Below are 16,746 nucleotides of genomic sequence, written 5' to 3' on the forward strand. Positions count from 1 at the left end.
TGTTTCTGAAATAACGTGGTCATCCACGTTTAGTTTTGCAAAATAACTAAAAATAAACCCATACTTATAGCCAAAAAATGGTACAAGGTAAAGATGTTGTAAAAGCAAGCGGATTGGTGTATGTAACTGATGCCATGCCTGGTATTTACCGTAAAGGAAAACCAGGAAAATTTTATTATGTAGATAAAGACGGAAATAAAATTACAGATGACAAACACCTGGACCGGATTAAAGCGCTGGTTATTCCGCCCGCATGGCAAAATGTATGGATTGCCAATAAACCTAATGCTTATTTACAGGTGACGGGAATTGATGCCGCGGGACGAAAACAATACAAGTACCATGCAAAATGGACCAGCCGGCGTGCGGAAGATAAATATTTCCGCCTCCTTGAGTTTGGAAAATCTCTGCCCAAAGCCAGGAAAAATCTACAGAAAGACCTCCGCCGCAAAGATTTCGACGAACGGAAGGTACTGGCTATTTCGGTAGATGTACTTCAAAAAACATTAATCAGGGTAGGAAATGAGAGCTACAAACAGCTGTATGGATCTTTTGGCCTCACCACCCTACGTGATAAGCATGTAAAAATAAATGGAAGTAAAATTACCATGGATTTTGTGGGAAAAAAAGGCGTGAAGCAGAAACTGGAACTTAACGATCGTTCGCTGGCAAAACTGGTTAAAAAATGCCGTGATATTCCTGGTCAGGAGCTTTTTCAGTTTTATACACCTGATGGCAAACATAAAAGCATCGATTCCGGTAAAATAAATGCCTATATTAAAGAAATTACAGGCGATGATTTCACGGCAAAAGATTTCAGAACCTGGGGAGGTACCCTCGAAGCCCTTCGGCAGTTTGCCCAATGCCAGGTGAATGAAAATGCAGGTTTAAATAGTAAAAAACAAATTGTTGCCGTTTTAGACTGTGTAGCCAAAAAATTAGGTAACACCCGGGCGGTATGTAAAAGCTCTTACGTTTACCCGCTTTTGCTTACGGCTTACGAGAATAATCAGCTTGAAAAATACCTTAAAAAAATGAATAACCATGCACTTAAAGGCAAGGTGAGTTTAGAGGATAATGAAAAGGTGTTATTATCTTTTTTAAAATCTGGTAGCAAGTAAAAAAGCAACTATATTTGTCTTTTATCCCAATTATGCAAACTAATCTCGCCGATAAAGCCAATATTTTTAATACGCTTATAGAGGAGTCTCCAATGCCCATTGCGCTTTATACCGGAGAAAATATGATTATAGAGGTAGCCAACAAGGCTATGCTTAAAGCCTGGGGAAGAGACGCATCTGTAATAGGTAAAGAATTGGCTCTTGCGCTGCCGGAGTTGAAAGATCAACCCTTTCTTGATATTCTTAAACAGGTAAGAAGCACCGGCATGCCTTATGAAGCTAAAGAAGACAAGGCCGTGCTATTAAATGATAATGTACTCCAAACTTTTTATTTCGATTTTACTTATAAACCGCTGCTTGATTCAGATGGTAATGTATGGGGCATTTTAAATAATGCTACAGATGTGACCGAATTAGTAAATGCAAAGTTTAAAGTAGAGCATAGTGAAGCCCTGTTAAGGCAGATGATTTACGATGCGCCTGTGGCTATTGGAATTTTAAAAGGCAGAGACCTGATTATAGAAGATGCCAATGATGATCTGCTAAAGATATGGAGGAAAAGTAAAGCTGTAATCGGTTTAAAACTTTTAGATGGACTGCCTGAAATTGCCAATCAGCCTTTTCCAGAATTGCTACAGCAGGTTTACAACAGCGGTGTTGCTCATTATGGCTACGAAACGAAAGCCCGATTGGAGCATAACGGGGTTGAAGATGATTTTTATTTCAACTTTGTTTACGATCCAATATTTGGTCAGGATGGAGAGGTTACCGGCATTATGGTAGTCGCTAACGAAATTACCTTACAGGTTGTATCAAAAATGGAGGCTGCTAAAAGCGAAGAACGCTTTCGCAACTTTATGTATGATATACCGATGGCCACGGCCTACTATGAAACAGAAAACATGGTAATCAGCCTTGCGAACGATGAAATGCTCCGGTTTTGGGGAAAGGATAAAAGCGTAATCGGTAAAACCGTTGCGGAAGCCATACCTGAATTGAACTTACAGCCATCAGTTGAAACTTTGAAAAAGGTATATCAAACAGGAATAAGTTACCATGCTGATCAGGAAGAATTCCTGGTGATTATTGATGGTAAAGAACAGAAACGCTGGTTCAGCTTTACCTATAAACCGATAAAAGATGCTAATGGGCAAGTGTATGCCATTATCCACGCTGCAACGGATGTGACAAAGCTAGTGCAGCTGCAACAGCAAAAAGATGAATTTTTAGGGATCGCCAGTCATGAGTTAAAAACACCCGTAACCAGTATCAAAGCGTATGCCCAGGTGCTTGAACGCATGATCAGGAGTGAGGGAGACGAAAAAAAGGCGACAATGGTACGTAAAATGGACCAGCAGCTGAACCGGTTAACGGGCCTGATCGGCGATTTACTTGATGTAACCAAAATTCAATCAGGGAAAATGACTTTCAACCCAATTGAATTTGATTTTGATGCTGTTGTTGAAGATATTGTAGATGAAATGCAGCACATCAGTTCAAAACATAAGATCATTTGTAACCTGGAAAGTAATGCCATCGTTTTCGCTGATAAAGAACGCATTGGGCAGGTTATTACTAATTTTTTATCTAATGCAATTAAATACTCTACCGATGCCGATGAAATAGATGTTGCTACCTATAGTCAAGACGGAGAAGTGATATTAAGCGTCAGGGATTATGGTATTGGTATTTCAGAGGATTTGCAACACCTGGTTTTCGACCAGTTTTACCGTGTAGATGGTAACTTGCAACATACCTACCCGGGTTTGGGCTTAGGCCTTTACATCTCAGCTGAAATTATAAAAAGTGAGGGCGGCAGGATTTGGGTAGAAAGCACTGCTGGAGAGGGTGCCACTTTTTTCTTTGCTTTAAAAATAAAATAATCGTTCAGCTCATACCATCAGATGGAGTCTGAACGATAATTTATGCTTTAGGTGCTTTCTTGATCGGCTGTACCGGTTGCTCTTCGTTTTCGCGCTGTTTAGCGGGATTATTGGTGCGAACCGGCTTGTTGGGGGTGCTGTCGTTTTCGTGTCTGACGGTTTTATGGTCAACAGGCTCCCTTCCTTTAGGCACCTCTTTCTCGTAATTGCTTCCTGGTTTATCGCTTTTAACTTTTGGACCGCTCATGTTATAATGATTGAATGAATGAATTTTGAATGATTGAATAAAGAAAATCTTTATCCCTTTAAATCATAACAAATCAGAATACGTTAAGTTTAAAATCTTCTAAAATTTATCATTTTTTCATTCTCTCACGCCCTCATTCAATCATTCTCACATTAATTATAAAGCAAGTATTTCTTACGCATGGTTTTATACGCACTTAAGCCTGGTTCCCAGCTGGCTCTGATCTCTGCTTCACTTTTACTGTCAATTATCTGCTGCCTGAAATCAGCTACGCCCACCAGTCTTTCAATGACGCCCATTTCTTTACTCAGTTTGGTATTAAAAAAATCTTCTTTTTTGGGCGATGCCTGATACAATGAAATTAACCATGATAAATTAATCTGTTTGGTTTTGCGCAGTTCGGCTGTATCGTAAGTTCTTAAATCTAAGCCATAACAAACCTGATCTTGAAATAATGGTGTTTCTGCCATACCCTTTATGCTTTTTGGGGTAAAACTGAAATCGAATTTACCTTTTAGGTAAGGCGCCCCAACAATAGTAAAAGGAAACATGGTTCCACGGCCATGATTTAGGTAAGTTCCCTCAAATAAACAGGTAGATGGATAAAGTAAAATAGATTGCTGCGTGTTTAAGTTAGGAGAGGGCTTAACCGGTAAAGTATATTCCATGTTATGATCGTAATTGGCATTTTTGATAATGGTAATTTTGCATTTCACCTTATCTTTCAACCAGCCTTCGCCATTTAACATCTGTGCATATTCTCCAACTGTTAAACCATGCGCAATAGGTATAGGTTGTATGCCAATGCCCGACTTAAATTTAGGATCTAAAATAGGTCCGTCGATTAAATAACCGTTTGGATTTGGTCGGTCTAAAATCAGTAAAGGTTTATGGTTTGCGGCACAGGCTTCCATCACATGCTGCAAAGTGTTGATATAGGTGTAAAAACGAACACCTACATCCTGAATATCGAAAACCATAATGTCAATATCAGCTAAATCTTCAGCTGTAGGCGTACTATGTTTGCCGTAAAGGGAGACGGCTTTTATTCCTGTTTTAGTGTCAATATCATCATTAACACTCACACCAGCGCTGGCATTGCCTCTAAAACCATGTTCAGGACCAAATATCTTCTGGATTTTTACTCCTCTTTTCAAAAGGCTATCAACTGATGTTTGCGTACCAATAACAGAGGTCGGATTAACCACCATGCCAACACGTTTGCCATTTAACAACGGCAGATATTTTTCGGTTTGCTCCGCACCGGTTTTAATGGCTGTTGGTAACTTTGCTGTCTTAATCATCAGTTTTTTGTTTTCAGGGCTATTCTTGCCCAAAACCTCTTGCTCCTGCGGTTTGGGCTGTCCACATGCAGATAAAGCAATTAAACTGGTTAACGTAAAGCTGATGTATTTTTTCATTTTAGTGTATTCTGGATATTATAATAAAACAATTTACAGCATATTTTAATTATGCTATTGGCGTTTTCTTTTTAAAAGTTAACGATTGATATTTAAAGTTGGTTATTTATTTTCGAAAATGCCATTTTTAAAAAGGAATTGAGCATTTTTGTTAATACAAACCTATTAAATTGAACTTCGAATATTTCATTGCAGGGCGGATAGCCATTAAATCTGAACGTACCTTTTCAAAACTCATTGTACGTATTGCAATAGCAGGCGTGATGTTGAGCCTGGCTGTTATGATTCTTTCCATAGCCATTATCAAGGGCTTTAAAACTGAAATTCAGGATAAAGTGAGGGGATATTTAGGCGATATACAAATTACCCGCTACGATCTGAATAATTCTTTTGAGCATTCTCCCTTTATTTTAGATCGGGAAACGGAAAAGATGCTCAAAAATAATCCTGATATTGAATATTATTACCCTTTTGCTACAAAACCTGGTATTCTATCGGCCAATAATGAAATTGAGGGCATAAACTTTAAGGGGATAGATAAAAGCTATAAATGGAATTACATTAAACAGCATATTATCAGCGGCACCATTATCGATTTTTCTGATAGTACGGCGGCCATGCAAGAACTACTGATTTCGAAATACACAGCTAACCGGTTAAAACTTAAAACAGGCGATGATTTTATCATGTACTTTGTTCAAAACCAGTTACGCCCGCGTAAATTTAAAATTGTAGGTATATACGATATTGGTGTTGAAGATATTGATAAGGGTTTTGTACTGGGCAATCTGAATATCATTAAACGCCTGAATAACTGGAAAGCTAATGAAATTGGTGGCGTAGAAATCAGGATTAAGGATTTCAGCAAACTTAAACCCATTTCCGATCATATTTATGAAAGTCTCCCACGTAGTTTACGCTCGTATTCCATTGAAGAAAATTTTCCTAATATTTTTACCTGGTTAGGCCTTCTTGATGTAAATACCAAAGTATTATTGATCCTGATGCTCATAGTAGGTGTAATTAATATGATTACAGCCTTGTTGATTATGATTCTGGAAAAGACCAACATGATCGGCATGTTAAAGTCGTTCGGGGCAAGCAACTGGAGCATTATGAAAATTTTCCTTTACAATGCGGCTTATTTAATCGGTATAGGATTGTTACTAGGGAATATTCTGGGCTTAGGTCTTGGGTTTTTACAGCAGTCTACGCACATTTTTAAGCTTAACCAGGCCTCATACTTTTTAGCTTATGCACCCATAGAGTTTCATTTTATTGATGTGCTGCTGCTTAATATCGTTACGGTAGTGGTTTGTTTAGCCGTTTTGATTATTCCTTCGTTGCTGGTGAGTAAGGTTTCGCCACTTAAGGCAATCCGGTTTAAATAAAAAACTTGGGACACCGGACAGATCATTTCCCGATGCCCAAGCAACCTAAACTATACCCTTGCTTACTCACACCTTTATGGCTTGTGCAATATTCCATTTCTGATGAAGAACCCCGTCTCAAATCATATTCCAGTCAAAAGCTGCTGTCCATACACTGATATCCTCAAATCGCCAAGGTCATATTTGAAAGTATGAGTTCCTTCCAATGATTTGTAAATTGGCATCTGGTGCAATGTTGAATTTCCATCCCATAATGCAACCGACTGATTTCAGGTGCAAACACGGTGATCATCGATACTCCACTCCAAAAACATCTACATTGGTGTTTTTTTGGAGCCTAAAGATAGAATGAGAATGAAAAGGACAATACAGATTTGGACATTCATACCCCTTAAACGGAGTTGATAATAAAAACGCTACACTCCAATCGAAATCCATTCTGTACCTTGTGTACTGTGGATAAATTCAGTCCTTGGTTCGAGGTTTAGATAGGGATAAGTAACTTTGGAAAGATATAGACCGGTAGGATGGGCAGGTAATGATATTTTGGAAGGTTTAAGGGTAATGAGTTCGCTTTCAAACTCATCAAAACTGAGTTGTCCTTTGCCTACCATCAGGATTTTGCCCATAATCAAGCGGATCATTTTACCCAAAAAGCGGTTGCTGGCAATATGAAACCTTAATCTGTCGCCCTTTGGGTTTACAAATAAATCGGCTTCCATTACGTTGCAGATGGTATGTTCATATTTATCCGGATGCGTACAAAAAGCCCTGTAGTCTTTATACTGAGGTAATAATTTTACCACAGCTTTCATTTTATCAAAATCTAAATCGTTTAATAGATAAAAAGAACTTTGGTTAGTTAAAAAAGGATCTTTGTAGGTATGGACGAAATAGTCATATTTACGCTGTACAGCATCAAACCTTGCATGCGGCTTGCCTTCCATTTTGATAATGTCAAACACGGCGATATTGGAAGGTAAAGCTTTATTCAAAATGTAAAGCAGATTGGGATTGATCTCTTTTTCGATATCAGCATGGAAGAAAAACTGACTGGCATGCACGTGTGCATCAGTACGGCCGCAGCCGTTAATGGCAATTGGCGATTTTAAAATCTTCGACAGGGTTTGTTCTATAACTTCCTGAACGCTTTTTATACCAGGTTGTTTTTGCCACCCATTGTAGTGCTGGCCTTGATAGGCAATATGAAAGAAATACCTCATTATTCTGCTGCAATTTTACGGAAATTTTAGCAGCAGGAATATTAAATGATACTTTTGTGCTGTAAATTTTAATATGGATTCAATAAACTGTCCTTGTGGAAGCGGAATAACTTTTCAGCAATGTTGCCAGCCTTATCACTTAAAAACGAAAACAGCGCCAACTGCCGAGGCTTTAATGCGTTCCAGATATTCGGCCTTTGTAGTCGCTGATGCAGATTATCTTTATGAAACTACGCATATCAGCAAAAGAAAGAACCATTCTAGAAGGGGTTATTTAAGCAGTGCGAAAAATACCAGATGGCTAAAGCTCGAGATTGTTTTTTCCGCTTTTGATGTGGTAGAGTTTAAGGCCTACTATCTGAACAAAAAATTTCAGACCGAAGTGTTGCATGAAAAATCTAACTTTAGGTTAGAAGATGGTAAATGGTATTATGTTGATGGGGATTTTTACTCATGATAAAAATTCATTCAGGTTATCGGGCTTAATCAGCTATTGCTCTTGAATCATAATCGCAAATTTGATATAAATTTTGCGAATCGATTCGCAAAATTTATATTAAATTTGCGAATTCACTCTTTTTAGCTATATTTTCTTCGCTTCGTTCCAATATACATCCATTTCTGCAAGTGTCATATCGGCTAAGGCCTTTCCGTTTTCCTTTGCTTTATTTTCCAGGTATTGGAAACGTTTGATAAATTTTTTATTGGTTTTCTCTAATGCATTCTCCGGGTTGATATTGATAAAACGGGCATAATTGATTAATGAGAATAATACATCGCCAAATTCTGACTCAGCTTTTTCGATATCGATTGCCGTATTATCTGCTACATTAAATTCAGTTTTAAACTCCTGCAATTCCTCCTCTACTTTTTCCCATACCTGGTTTTTATCTTCCCAATCAAAGCCTACTCCACGTGCTTTTTCCTGAATACGGGCAGCTTTAACCAATGCGGGCAGTGAAGAGGGCACACCAGCCAATACCGATTTGTTGCCTTCTTTTAGCTTAATTTGTTCCCAGTTGCGTTTAACATCTTCTTCATTCTCTACCTCAATATCGCCATAAATATGTGGGTGACGGTTTACCAGTTTATCGCAAACGCCGTTTAAAACATCAGTAATGTTAAAATCGTTGGTTTCTGAAGCAATTCTGGCATAAAAAACGAGGTGCATCATCACATCGCCAAGTTCCTTTTTAATTTCGTCTAAATCGCCGTCTAAAATGGCGTCGCTTAATTCATAAGTTTCCTCAATAGTTAAATGGCGCAGCGTTTCCATGGTCTGCTTTTTATCCCAGGGGCATTGCTTGCGCAAGGTATCTAAAACGGTAAGTAAACGTGTAAAGGCATCAGCTGGATTATTGGCGCTTGCAGGAATTGGATTGTTAGGCATGTTTTATGGTTGAAATAGATTTATCGAACGCTAAAGTACCAAACCCAGGCGATTAAGAAAAACTGAAAAGGAATTCTGAACCATAAATATTTTGGTCCGGGGCCTGGTTTATATAAATTTTCGTAATTGATGCGGTGTCTGGCTGCATAAATATTTGCAGGTAGAATGGCTATGTAAAAAATAATCAATGCTATTCCGGAAAAATGCCTGGTGCTGGGTATAACCAATCCGATTGCAAATAAGATTTCCAGAACCCCTGTTAAAAGTACAATTTCTACTTTTTTAGGAATAAAAAGGGGAACCATGGCCGCCATACTGGTTTTAAATTTGAAATGGCCAACAGCGGTAAATATCAGCATTGCGGCCATTGCCATATTACCTGCAAAAATATCTCCTTTATCAAAGGTCGTGTGTGGGCCAAAAGCCATCAGCGCTACATAAACGATTACCAGGACAAATAGGGGTTTCATTAATTCGACCGATTTACTTTATTAAATTAAATGCAATTAGTATTGTAGCAACAAACAATACCAAAAGGCCGGATAAGAAGATGAAGTCGGCGGCCTTTTCCAGCCGCTGGCTTGTTGTTTTTTGTCTTCTCATTGAGATAAAAGATAAGATGCAGCTGGTCATAAAAAACATTACCGCAGCTACGGCAAATTCGTCAATCAGCGAGCCATCGTTGAGTGCGAGTTTTTTCAAAGACGTGAGTACAATAAAGCAAATACCCAGGAGATTGGCAGAAGTGCTTAAAATATGAGGCGATCTGTTTTCGGCCATTTTAATCTTTTTCTTCTAATTTAATCTTTTTTGTAATCCGGTAAACCCGTTTCTTTTTATCGGGCCTGTGTTCTTCTCCCATTAATATGCCCCAGGGTTTTAAGCCATCTACTCTATCGAAAATTATTTTTAAGATGGCCAAATATGGAATACATAAAAACATGCCTGAGATACCCCAGATCATTTCGCCAACAACGATACCGATAAAAGCAAATAAAGCATTTATTTTTACTTTAGAACCTACTACTAATGGCATCAGCACATTTCCATCTATGGCATGCACCCCAACATACGCAATTAAAACCAGCAGTACTTTACCAGCACCTGCGGTAGCGAAAGTGATCAGGCAGCTTACCAGTAAGGCGAAGAATATTCCCAAATAAGGAACCACATTGAAAATCCCTGCCACCAAGCCCAATAGAACAGCGTATTTAACGCCCAATAAACTCAGCACCGTAATCATTAATACCGTAACAATAAGCATTTGCAAGAACAAACCTATAATGTATTTTTTAATGATGTACTGAATCTGGCTCACAATTTCTGCGACTTTTTCTTTATGTTCTTCGCTAAAAACAGAAGTTAAGAACGTAAATAATACCCTGCGGTAATTTAAAATAAAGAAGGTGAATAGTAATGTGAAACCTAAGAACAATAGGGTAGAAGATAAGGTTGATAGGGTTGTAGCTACAATTGCAGCACTGGTAGCCAAAGCTTTTTCCGTGCTATCGTTTAAATAACTGAGCTGTTTCTGAGAATTTATGCCGAAAGTATGCGAAATCCATTTTTGCAGTTCGTGATAGGAAACGTTTGCTTTCTCTTTAAGTAACGGCCAATCTGCCCATAAATCGCTCAGTTGATTGCCAAAAAAGTATACAATTCCGCCAATAACAGCAATCATCAGAATCACCGAAAGTAAGGTTGACAAACTTCTTTTGAATTTTAAACGGTGCTCTAAAAAATTGCCTACCGGTAATAGTAAGATTGCCATTAAAAAAGAAAAAAGCAAAGGAGCCAGCAAAGAGTGGCCTAAAATGGCAATGTAGGTTAAACTGATTAAACAGAAGAGAACCAGTGCCAGTTTGGGTAGAAAAGATAGTTTTTCTTTCATATTTATAAAAAATCCTGTTTAATACAAAATGCCCGAATAATTGTTTCATTAATCGGGCATTTAAATATAAGAGATATTTTTAATAACTACTGGCTTGATCTAAATGAGAAATTTCTTCTGCTGACAATTTCAAATTAGCAGCTTCAGTAAACGACTTTAGTTGGTTTAAATCAGTAACACTTGCAATTGGGGCAGTAACAGACGGATGGTTGATTAACCAGGCTAAGGCTACAGAAGCCGGCTCCACCTGATGTTGCGCTGCAACCTGATCAAGGGCTGCTAAAATTTTAAAACCACGTTCATTCAGGAATTTTTTTACGCCCCCGCCACGCTGGCTTTTGTTCAGATCGTTTTCGCTGCGGTATTTGCCGGTTAGGAAACCACTGGCAAGCGAATAATAAACCACAACACCCAAATCATAATCCAGGCAGATTTTTTGGTGTTCCTGCTCAAAGTCTGCTCTATCATAAAGGTTATACCCTGGTTGGTAGACTTCATAGCGAGGCAAGCCATTTTCGGTAGAATAAATTAAAGATTCCCTAAGTCGATCGGCAGAAAAATTTGAAGCACCGATCCAGCGGACTTTGCCTGCCTTAATTAAAGTTTCGTAGGCATTTAAGGTTTCTTCAACAGGGGTAGTTTCATCGTCAAAGTGCGAAAAATAGAGATCGATATAATCGGTTTGCAAGCGAGATAAAGAATGTTCTACCTGGTTGATGATATAATCTTTCTTCAACGATTTGCCCTGTCCCATATCTGAACCTACTTTGGTTGCGATAATAATTTCGTGGCGTTTGTTTTGTTTTTTCAGCCAGTTACCAATAATCTTTTCCGATTCGCCACCATTGTTTCCAGGCACCCAACGGGAATATACATCCGCCGTGTCGATAAAATTGAAGCCACTTGCTAAAAATTGGTCTAATATTTCAAATGATTTCTTTTCATCAATCGTCCAGCCGAAAACATTTCCTCCGAATACAATTGGTGCAATATGTAAATCTGTTTTGCCTAAAATTCTTTTTTCCATGATACGAATGTTAATGTTAATCTAACAAATTTAGATTGTACTGGTTTGGCAGGTGCTCTAAATTATGTAAAATGATGTTGTAGATTAACCGCAGAGTGCGCAAAGAGAAAGGCGCAGAGCACACGGAGTTGGGTGGCGGTTCTTGTTGTGCATATTTTTACCACGAGGCATGAAGACACTAAGAGTAAGGCACGGAGGGCACAGAACTGGGAGACTATTCTTATGCAATGCCATCTCCGGACATTCTGACCCCAACTTCTTCCATATCCATCCTCCATTTCACATCGTCCATTTTACATCCTCCATTTTCATCATCCATTTCACATCTTTTACATCCCTTTAACTGCCCGTAACATTTCCCTTTTTCCGGGGGCGCCAGGCAATTTTTCTATGTTAAATCCGCAGGCTTTAACCGCTCTTTTTAATTTTCCCGTAATGGCGTAGGTAACAAAAGTTCCTCCAGGCTTCAAGAAACTGCAGGCATGTGCAATAATTTCATCACTCCACATTTCGGGTTGGTGCTGTACCGAAAATGCATCGTAATAAATCAGGTCAAATTTTTTATTGCCGCGGTATTCGGCCAATGTAGTATACGGAATTCCTAATGTGCAAAGTGGTGATAATTTTTGAGGGCCTTTTAATGCTTCTGGGTAGTTGGAAATAAAACTGGTCCATATTTCTTCAGAAACATATGCTGCATAACCTGTTTGCTCAATTATTGTTGTAGTCAGCGGAAAAGCTTCAATGCTGGTATAATTCAGTTTTATATTATTTTCTGCACAATATTCGAAACTTAAAATAAAATTTAATCCCGTGCCGAAACCAACCTCTAAAATGGAAATTTCATCTTGGTTGGCGGAAGCAAATTTCAAACCTGCATCAATAAACACATGTTTGCTTTCCTGCAGTGCACCATGTTTACTGTGGTAGTGTTCGCCTATGGTTTCGTTATAAAGTGTATTGGAACCGTCGGCAGTAGGCGTTATAATATTCATGGGCTTGGATTATTTTATTTGTGAAGGTAATGGTGCAAATATAGGAACAGGATGGATAGGATTTTTGGATTTTCAGGATCAATTAGTAATTCAATGATCAAGAATTAATTAAAGATCATATCTGTGTTTATACTTTCATCTTGCTACTTGTATCTTTGGTCTTTAACTTTTAATCTTTTGTGATTAGCTTTGAGCTTACCCTAAACCTAGCAAATATGGATATCGAATCGTTCAGAGAATATTGTTTAAGTTTACCCGGTACTACAGAAGGCATGAAATGGGAGCATTTGTGTTTTATGATAGAAGAAAAAATTTATGTCATTATCGCTATTGATGAGGGGAATCGTTTTTCTATCAAATGTAATCCGGATGAATTTGACGAACTTTCTGCGAGAGACGGCATTTCACAAGCGTATCACATGGCAAAGCGGCAATGGATCCAGATCCAGAATTTAGAGGTATTGAACGATAATGAGCTAAAAAGAAGGGTGGCCGATTCAAGAGCGATGGTGTTAGCCAAATTACCAAAGAAAACACAGGCAAAATACGCTTAATTTTTATGCTAAGGTATCTTTCACGTGCTTTAGGTGCAGGATTATGCTGTAAATTGACTGGGAATTATTGTTCGCCCTTAGTTTCTGCTTTTGTTGTTTCGTCTTTTTTTATGCCTTTATCTGCATTCAGTTCTTTCGACTTCATAATATTAAAACGGTACATTTCTTCAATACCAACCAGTTTTCGCGTGCATTTATCAATATCTGTGCCTTCTTCCCATAAATAAGGACGGAAGCTATAGGTTTTGGTTCCATCCAAATTGGCAATGAATTGATTCCAGCTGCTCCAGCGTAATCCCTTGTAAAATTTGGAAAGATCACTGTCGAAGCAAAAAACGAGAAACTCGCCATAGCCAGCTCCAAGTGGTTGCCAGGTTAAAGTATTGGGTTCAAGATAATACACATTTTTAATGTCTTTGCCCAAACCGCCGTAGTTGATGGCAAAAAAACCGCCTACGGCATCATCGGCAATTAAGAGGTAGGGAATGTTATCACCATACTCCTTTAAGGTTTTCCCTTTGTTCCAATCGGCTACGTTTCTGTTTAATCTTTCACTGCCGGAGCCTAAAATTCTAATCCAGCCGTTATCTACCATAATGCCTCCGGTATTGTAAATTACCGAACCAAGTGTGGCATAGGTTGTCATTTGCGAGTGGTACAAAACCTCCTTCGCTCTTGCAGAATCAACGGGCAGAACCTCTACCTTGTTTTTTGCAGAGTCAATCCATTTTTTTACCAATGGCCATGCAGGATCTGTTTTGTTGATTAATTTTTCAATACTGATCATGTTATTTTCCTGGGCAAAACCTGAGAGGGAAAATAAGGATAACGCAAAGATAAAGAGGTAGGAAATTGGACTTTTCATGGATAGGGTAATTATGTTTTTTCAAAGATAGGATGATAATTAAGAATTGTTTAAACGAGCAGGATTAATTTTTGATTGAGGTAGAGGTTGATTAGTTATTGTTTCGCGGGGATACGAACCATTGCCCATCGGGACAGGGTAAATGTTGAATTATTTATTGGTTTGTGGGGACATAAATCAAGGCGGGAATGGAGATGGGAAGACCTTGCACCGCATTTGAAAAAAAAGCGTCCCGAGATAATCAGGACGCTTATAATATTTAAATTTATGATAATGAAATTTTAAAGTTGAGGGAGATTGAGTCTTATAAATTCGACTTTCAACCTCCACTAAATGATCGAGTAAAAGAGCCTTACACCCTTCACCTTCCAGCCTTCAACCTCAAATCTACCACATTCTGATTCTGTCTTCAGGTTTTTTGTATAGTTTATCCCCAGGTTTAACATCAAAAGCTTCATACCAGGCATCTATATTTACAGGCGCACCAATGGTACGGTAAGGACCGGGAGAATGCGGATCTGTTTTAATTAACTGGGCTGCACTTTCAGGTAAAATATTACCCCTCCATACCTGCGCCCAGGCCAAGAAGAAACGCTGATCTGGTGTAAAACCATCGATTTTTTCATTACTTTGACCTTGTTTGGTCATTTTAAAAGCCGTGTAAGCAGCATTTAAACCGCCTAAATCGCCAATGTTTTCGCCCATGGTTAACTTACCGATTACATGAACCGTATCTAACACCGTATAGGCGTCAAACTGCTCGCCCAAAGCTTTGGTTTTAGTATCAAATTTAGCTTTGTCTTCAGCTGTCCACCAGTTTTTTAAGTTGCCGGCGGCATCATATTGGCTACCGCTGTCATCAAAGCCATGACTCATTTCGTGACCAATTACCGCGCCAATACCACCATAGTTAACGGCATCGTCAGCATTTGGGTCGAAGAAAGGGAACTGTAAAATACCAGCTGGAAAAACAATTTCGTTCAATGTAGGGCTGTAGTAGGCATTAACCGTTGGAGGCGTCATGCCAAAGCGTTTACGATCAACCGGTTTACCTAACTGGTTAACCATTTCATTATAACCCCAAACGCTTGCATTGCGTAAATTCTGGAAATAAGTATCTTTATTGATCACTAAGCCATCGTAGTTTTTCCATTTTTCGGGATAACCAACTTTGGGTGTAAATGCATTTAATTTAGCTAAGGCCTTTTGTTTGGTTTCAGGACTCATCCATTCTAAACCTTTAATTCGGATTTCGAATGCTTTACGCAGGTTCACAATCATCTGGTTCATGCGTTCTTTAGCTTCCGGTTTAAAATATTTAGCTACATAAAGCTGGCCTAATAATTCGCCAATGGTGCCATCTGTTAGAGATGACATGCGTTGCCAACGCGGCGTTTGCACTTTCTGACCGGTTTGAGCCTGTGTGAAAGCAAAACTTGCCTTTACAAACGGAGAACTTAAACTAGAAGCTGAACCTTTTAAAATATTCCATTCTAAATAGGTTTTCCAATCTTCAACAGGAATTGATTTCAACATTCCATCCAGGCTTGCCATAAATTTAGGCGATGAAACCAGAACAGTATCTTGATTTTTGATTTTGAATTTGGGCAAATAGGTCGTCCAGTTAATGTCAGGCGTTTTTTTGTTCAGCTCTGCAACGGTAAGTTTGTTATACGTCGCATAAGGATCGCGCATTTCCAAACGGCTCATCTGCGCTTCAGCAAATTGCTTTTCAATTTTATAAACAGTTGTTGCTTTTTGTCTGGCTTCTTCAGCGGTACTTCCTGTTAAGGTAAACAAAGTTACCATATAGGTGTTGTAAGCATCGCGGATCTTCACACTTCGCGCATCGTCTTTAAGGTAATAATCACGGTCAGGAAGTGTTGTACCACCCTGACTGATATTCACCATGTATTTGTTCACATTCTTGCGGTCCTGGCCAACACCCAAACCAAACATTCCGCCGCCCAAACCATTAGTGCGCATGTAGGCCACCTGATCAAGCACACCCTGGATGTTTTTGATTTGCTTGATTTTCGCTAAATCGGCTTTGATAGGTGTATAACCCAATTTTTCAATGGTCGCACTATCCATGGCGGCTGTATAAAAATCGCCAACTCTACGCTTAACCGAACCTGCAGGAGCAGATTTATCGGCAGCTGCATCTTCCACTAAAGATTTAACGGCATTGATATTAAAATCGCGGAGTTCGTTAAATGAACCCCAGCGCGTTTCTTTAGCAGGAACCGGATTGTTTTTTATCCACGTACCACTCGCGTAGGTGTAGAAATCGTCGCCTGGTTTAACGGATAAATCCATATTAGCAGGGTCGATAAATTTTTTCGTTTGTGCATTTGCAGAAAAGCCAGCAGCGATTATACCCAGCGCCGCAAAATATCTTTTCAAATTTTGGTATTTCATTCGCTTAATAAGTTAATAATGATGCGAAATTTAGGAAATACTAATTGATACTGGTGTAATATATTAAGAATATTACTTGTTAAACCAGTAATAAATTTTTGCCAAGCCAAGACGTCTGATCAAGTCGGAAGCTGAAAAAGGAATTTTGATAGATTTCATGATTTTAAATCTTTATATCACTATTAACATTTTTTAACAAAATTTATTGTGCGCTTGTGAAAAATATTGCTATCAAGAATGATTCAGAATAAAACCTATTATTTTCCATAAATTTGAAATACTGATTAAACTTAGCATGTTTTTTGAAGTTTCAAAGT

The 16,746-nt window shown here is 38.6% G+C and carries 16 protein-coding genes; 5 read left to right on the plus strand and 11 right to left on the minus strand.

From position 1 onward, the window contains the following. The first annotated feature begins 77 nt into the window (after nt 1-77). Entirely contained in the window at nt 78-1,121 is a 1,044-nt protein-coding gene (locus DV942_RS20185) for a DNA topoisomerase IB (RefSeq protein WP_145860523.1), read from the plus strand. A 32-nt stretch (nt 1,122-1,153) separates the two neighbouring features. Continuing rightward, entirely contained in the window at nt 1,154-3,004 is a 1,851-nt protein-coding gene (locus DV942_RS20190) for a PAS domain-containing sensor histidine kinase (RefSeq protein WP_145860525.1), read from the plus strand. Between the two features lie 40 nt (nt 3,005-3,044). Here DV942_RS20190 and DV942_RS20195 read toward each other — a convergent pair whose 3' ends face one another. Both DV942_RS20195 and DV942_RS20200 read right to left on the minus strand, forming a co-directional pair. Beyond that, entirely contained in the window at nt 3,045-3,251 is a 207-nt protein-coding gene (locus DV942_RS20195) for a hypothetical protein (RefSeq protein ID WP_134204833.1), read from the minus strand. 152 nt (nt 3,252-3,403) lie between these two features. Beyond that, entirely contained in the window at nt 3,404-4,672 is a 1,269-nt protein-coding gene (locus tag DV942_RS20200; protein ID WP_145860527.1) for an exo-beta-N-acetylmuramidase NamZ family protein, read from the minus strand. Nucleotides 4,673-4,842: 170 nt separating this feature from the next. Here DV942_RS20200 and DV942_RS20205 point away from each other — a divergent pair, with 170 nt between their 5' ends. Next, nucleotides 4,843-6,063 carry an ABC transporter permease gene (locus DV942_RS20205; protein ID WP_145860529.1) on the plus strand — a complete coding sequence of 407 codons (1,221 nt, stop codon included), beginning with the start codon at nt 4,843-4,845 and terminating at the stop codon, nt 6,061-6,063. A gap of 416 nt (nt 6,064-6,479) precedes the next feature. Here DV942_RS20205 and truA read toward each other — a convergent pair whose 3' ends face one another. Then, nucleotides 6,480-7,286, minus strand: coding sequence for a tRNA pseudouridine(38-40) synthase TruA (gene truA, locus DV942_RS20210; RefSeq protein WP_145860531.1), 807 nt, complete (start codon nt 7,284-7,286; stop codon nt 6,480-6,482). 73 nt (nt 7,287-7,359) lie between these two features. Between truA and DV942_RS20215 the strand changes: the two genes are divergently transcribed. After that, nucleotides 7,360-7,743, plus strand: a complete 384-nt coding sequence (locus DV942_RS20215; protein ID WP_244950754.1) for a YchJ family protein — start codon at nt 7,360-7,362, stop codon at nt 7,741-7,743. 126 nt (nt 7,744-7,869) lie between these two features. Here the strand turns inward: DV942_RS20215 and mazG are convergent, their stop codons facing one another. From mazG to mnmD, 6 genes are all read right to left on the minus strand, one after another. Beyond that, nucleotides 7,870-8,676: a nucleoside triphosphate pyrophosphohydrolase gene (gene mazG / locus DV942_RS20220; RefSeq protein WP_145860533.1), complete on the minus strand. Its 807-nt coding sequence runs from the start codon at nt 8,674-8,676 to the stop codon at nt 7,870-7,872. A 20-nt stretch (nt 8,677-8,696) separates the two neighbouring features. Beyond that, complete coding sequence (locus DV942_RS20225) at nt 8,697-9,146, minus strand: DoxX family protein (protein WP_145860535.1); 450 nt, start codon at nt 9,144-9,146, stop codon at nt 8,697-8,699. Between the two features lie 13 nt (nt 9,147-9,159). Further along, nucleotides 9,160-9,456 (minus strand): hypothetical protein, encoded by a 297-nt coding sequence (locus tag DV942_RS20230; protein ID WP_090985198.1) that lies wholly within the window; start codon nt 9,454-9,456, stop codon nt 9,160-9,162. A gap of 1 nt (nt 9,457) precedes the next feature. Then, on the minus strand, nt 9,458-10,567 hold the full coding sequence (locus tag DV942_RS20235) for an AI-2E family transporter (RefSeq protein ID WP_090985343.1): 1,110 nt from the start codon (nt 10,565-10,567) through the stop codon (nt 9,458-9,460). 79 nt (nt 10,568-10,646) lie between these two features. After that, a complete protein-coding gene (locus tag DV942_RS20240) occupies nt 10,647-11,594 on the minus strand; it encodes an aldo/keto reductase (protein ID WP_145860537.1) in 948 nt (315 codons plus the stop codon). 329 nt (nt 11,595-11,923) lie between these two features. Next, entirely contained in the window at nt 11,924-12,589 is a 666-nt protein-coding gene (gene mnmD / locus DV942_RS20245) for a tRNA (5-methylaminomethyl-2-thiouridine)(34)-methyltransferase MnmD (RefSeq protein WP_145860539.1), read from the minus strand. A 215-nt stretch (nt 12,590-12,804) separates the two neighbouring features. Between mnmD and DV942_RS20250 the strand changes: the two genes are divergently transcribed. After that, nucleotides 12,805-13,143, plus strand: a complete 339-nt coding sequence (locus DV942_RS20250; protein ID WP_145860541.1) for an MmcQ/YjbR family DNA-binding protein — start codon at nt 12,805-12,807, stop codon at nt 13,141-13,143. 64 nt (nt 13,144-13,207) lie between these two features. Here the strand turns inward: DV942_RS20250 and DV942_RS20255 are convergent, their stop codons facing one another. Both DV942_RS20255 and DV942_RS20260 read right to left on the minus strand, forming a co-directional pair. After that, nucleotides 13,208-14,008 carry a DUF2625 domain-containing protein gene (locus DV942_RS20255; RefSeq protein WP_186462364.1) on the minus strand — a complete coding sequence of 267 codons (801 nt, stop codon included), beginning with the start codon at nt 14,006-14,008 and terminating at the stop codon, nt 13,208-13,210. A 387-nt stretch (nt 14,009-14,395) separates the two neighbouring features. Further along, entirely contained in the window at nt 14,396-16,429 is a 2,034-nt protein-coding gene (locus DV942_RS20260) for a M13 family metallopeptidase (protein WP_145860543.1), read from the minus strand. Nucleotides 16,430-16,746 lie beyond the last annotated feature (317 nt).

This window comes from Pedobacter suwonensis, assembly GCF_007833675.1.
Taxonomy (GTDB): Bacteria; Bacteroidota; Bacteroidia; order Sphingobacteriales; family Sphingobacteriaceae; genus Pedobacter; species Pedobacter suwonensis.

Excerpts from the sequence above, each read along its gene's own strand:
- DV942_RS20185 (WP_145860523.1), top strand. The coding sequence starts at position 78 with ATGGTACAAGGTAAAGATGTTGTAAAAGCAAGCGGATTGGTGTATGTA.
- DV942_RS20190 (WP_145860525.1), top strand. The coding sequence starts at position 1,154 with ATGCAAACTAATCTCGCCGATAAAGCCAATATTTTTAATACGCTTATA.
- DV942_RS20195 (WP_134204833.1), bottom strand. The coding sequence starts at position 3,251 with ATGAGCGGTCCAAAAGTTAAAAGCGATAAACCAGGAAGCAATTACGAG.
- DV942_RS20200 (WP_145860527.1), bottom strand. The coding sequence starts at position 4,672 with ATGAAAAAATACATCAGCTTTACGTTAACCAGTTTAATTGCTTTATCT.
- truA (WP_145860531.1), bottom strand. The coding sequence starts at position 7,286 with ATGAGGTATTTCTTTCATATTGCCTATCAAGGCCAGCACTACAATGGG.
- DV942_RS20215 (WP_244950754.1), top strand. The coding sequence starts at position 7,360 with ATGGATTCAATAAACTGTCCTTGTGGAAGCGGAATAACTTTTCAGCAA.
- mazG (WP_145860533.1), bottom strand. The coding sequence starts at position 8,676 with ATGCCTAACAATCCAATTCCTGCAAGCGCCAATAATCCAGCTGATGCC.
- DV942_RS20225 (WP_145860535.1), bottom strand. The coding sequence starts at position 9,146 with ATGAAACCCCTATTTGTCCTGGTAATCGTTTATGTAGCGCTGATGGCT.
- DV942_RS20230 (WP_090985198.1), bottom strand. The coding sequence starts at position 9,456 with ATGGCCGAAAACAGATCGCCTCATATTTTAAGCACTTCTGCCAATCTC.
- DV942_RS20235 (WP_090985343.1), bottom strand. The coding sequence starts at position 10,567 with ATGAAAGAAAAACTATCTTTTCTACCCAAACTGGCACTGGTTCTCTTC.
- DV942_RS20240 (WP_145860537.1), bottom strand. The coding sequence starts at position 11,594 with ATGGAAAAAAGAATTTTAGGCAAAACAGATTTACATATTGCACCAATT.
- mnmD (WP_145860539.1), bottom strand. The coding sequence starts at position 12,589 with ATGAATATTATAACGCCTACTGCCGACGGTTCCAATACACTTTATAAC.
- DV942_RS20250 (WP_145860541.1), top strand. The coding sequence starts at position 12,805 with ATGGATATCGAATCGTTCAGAGAATATTGTTTAAGTTTACCCGGTACT.
- DV942_RS20255 (WP_186462364.1), bottom strand. The coding sequence starts at position 14,008 with ATGAAAAGTCCAATTTCCTACCTCTTTATCTTTGCGTTATCCTTATTT.
- DV942_RS20260 (WP_145860543.1), bottom strand. The coding sequence starts at position 16,429 with ATGAAATACCAAAATTTGAAAAGATATTTTGCGGCGCTGGGTATAATC.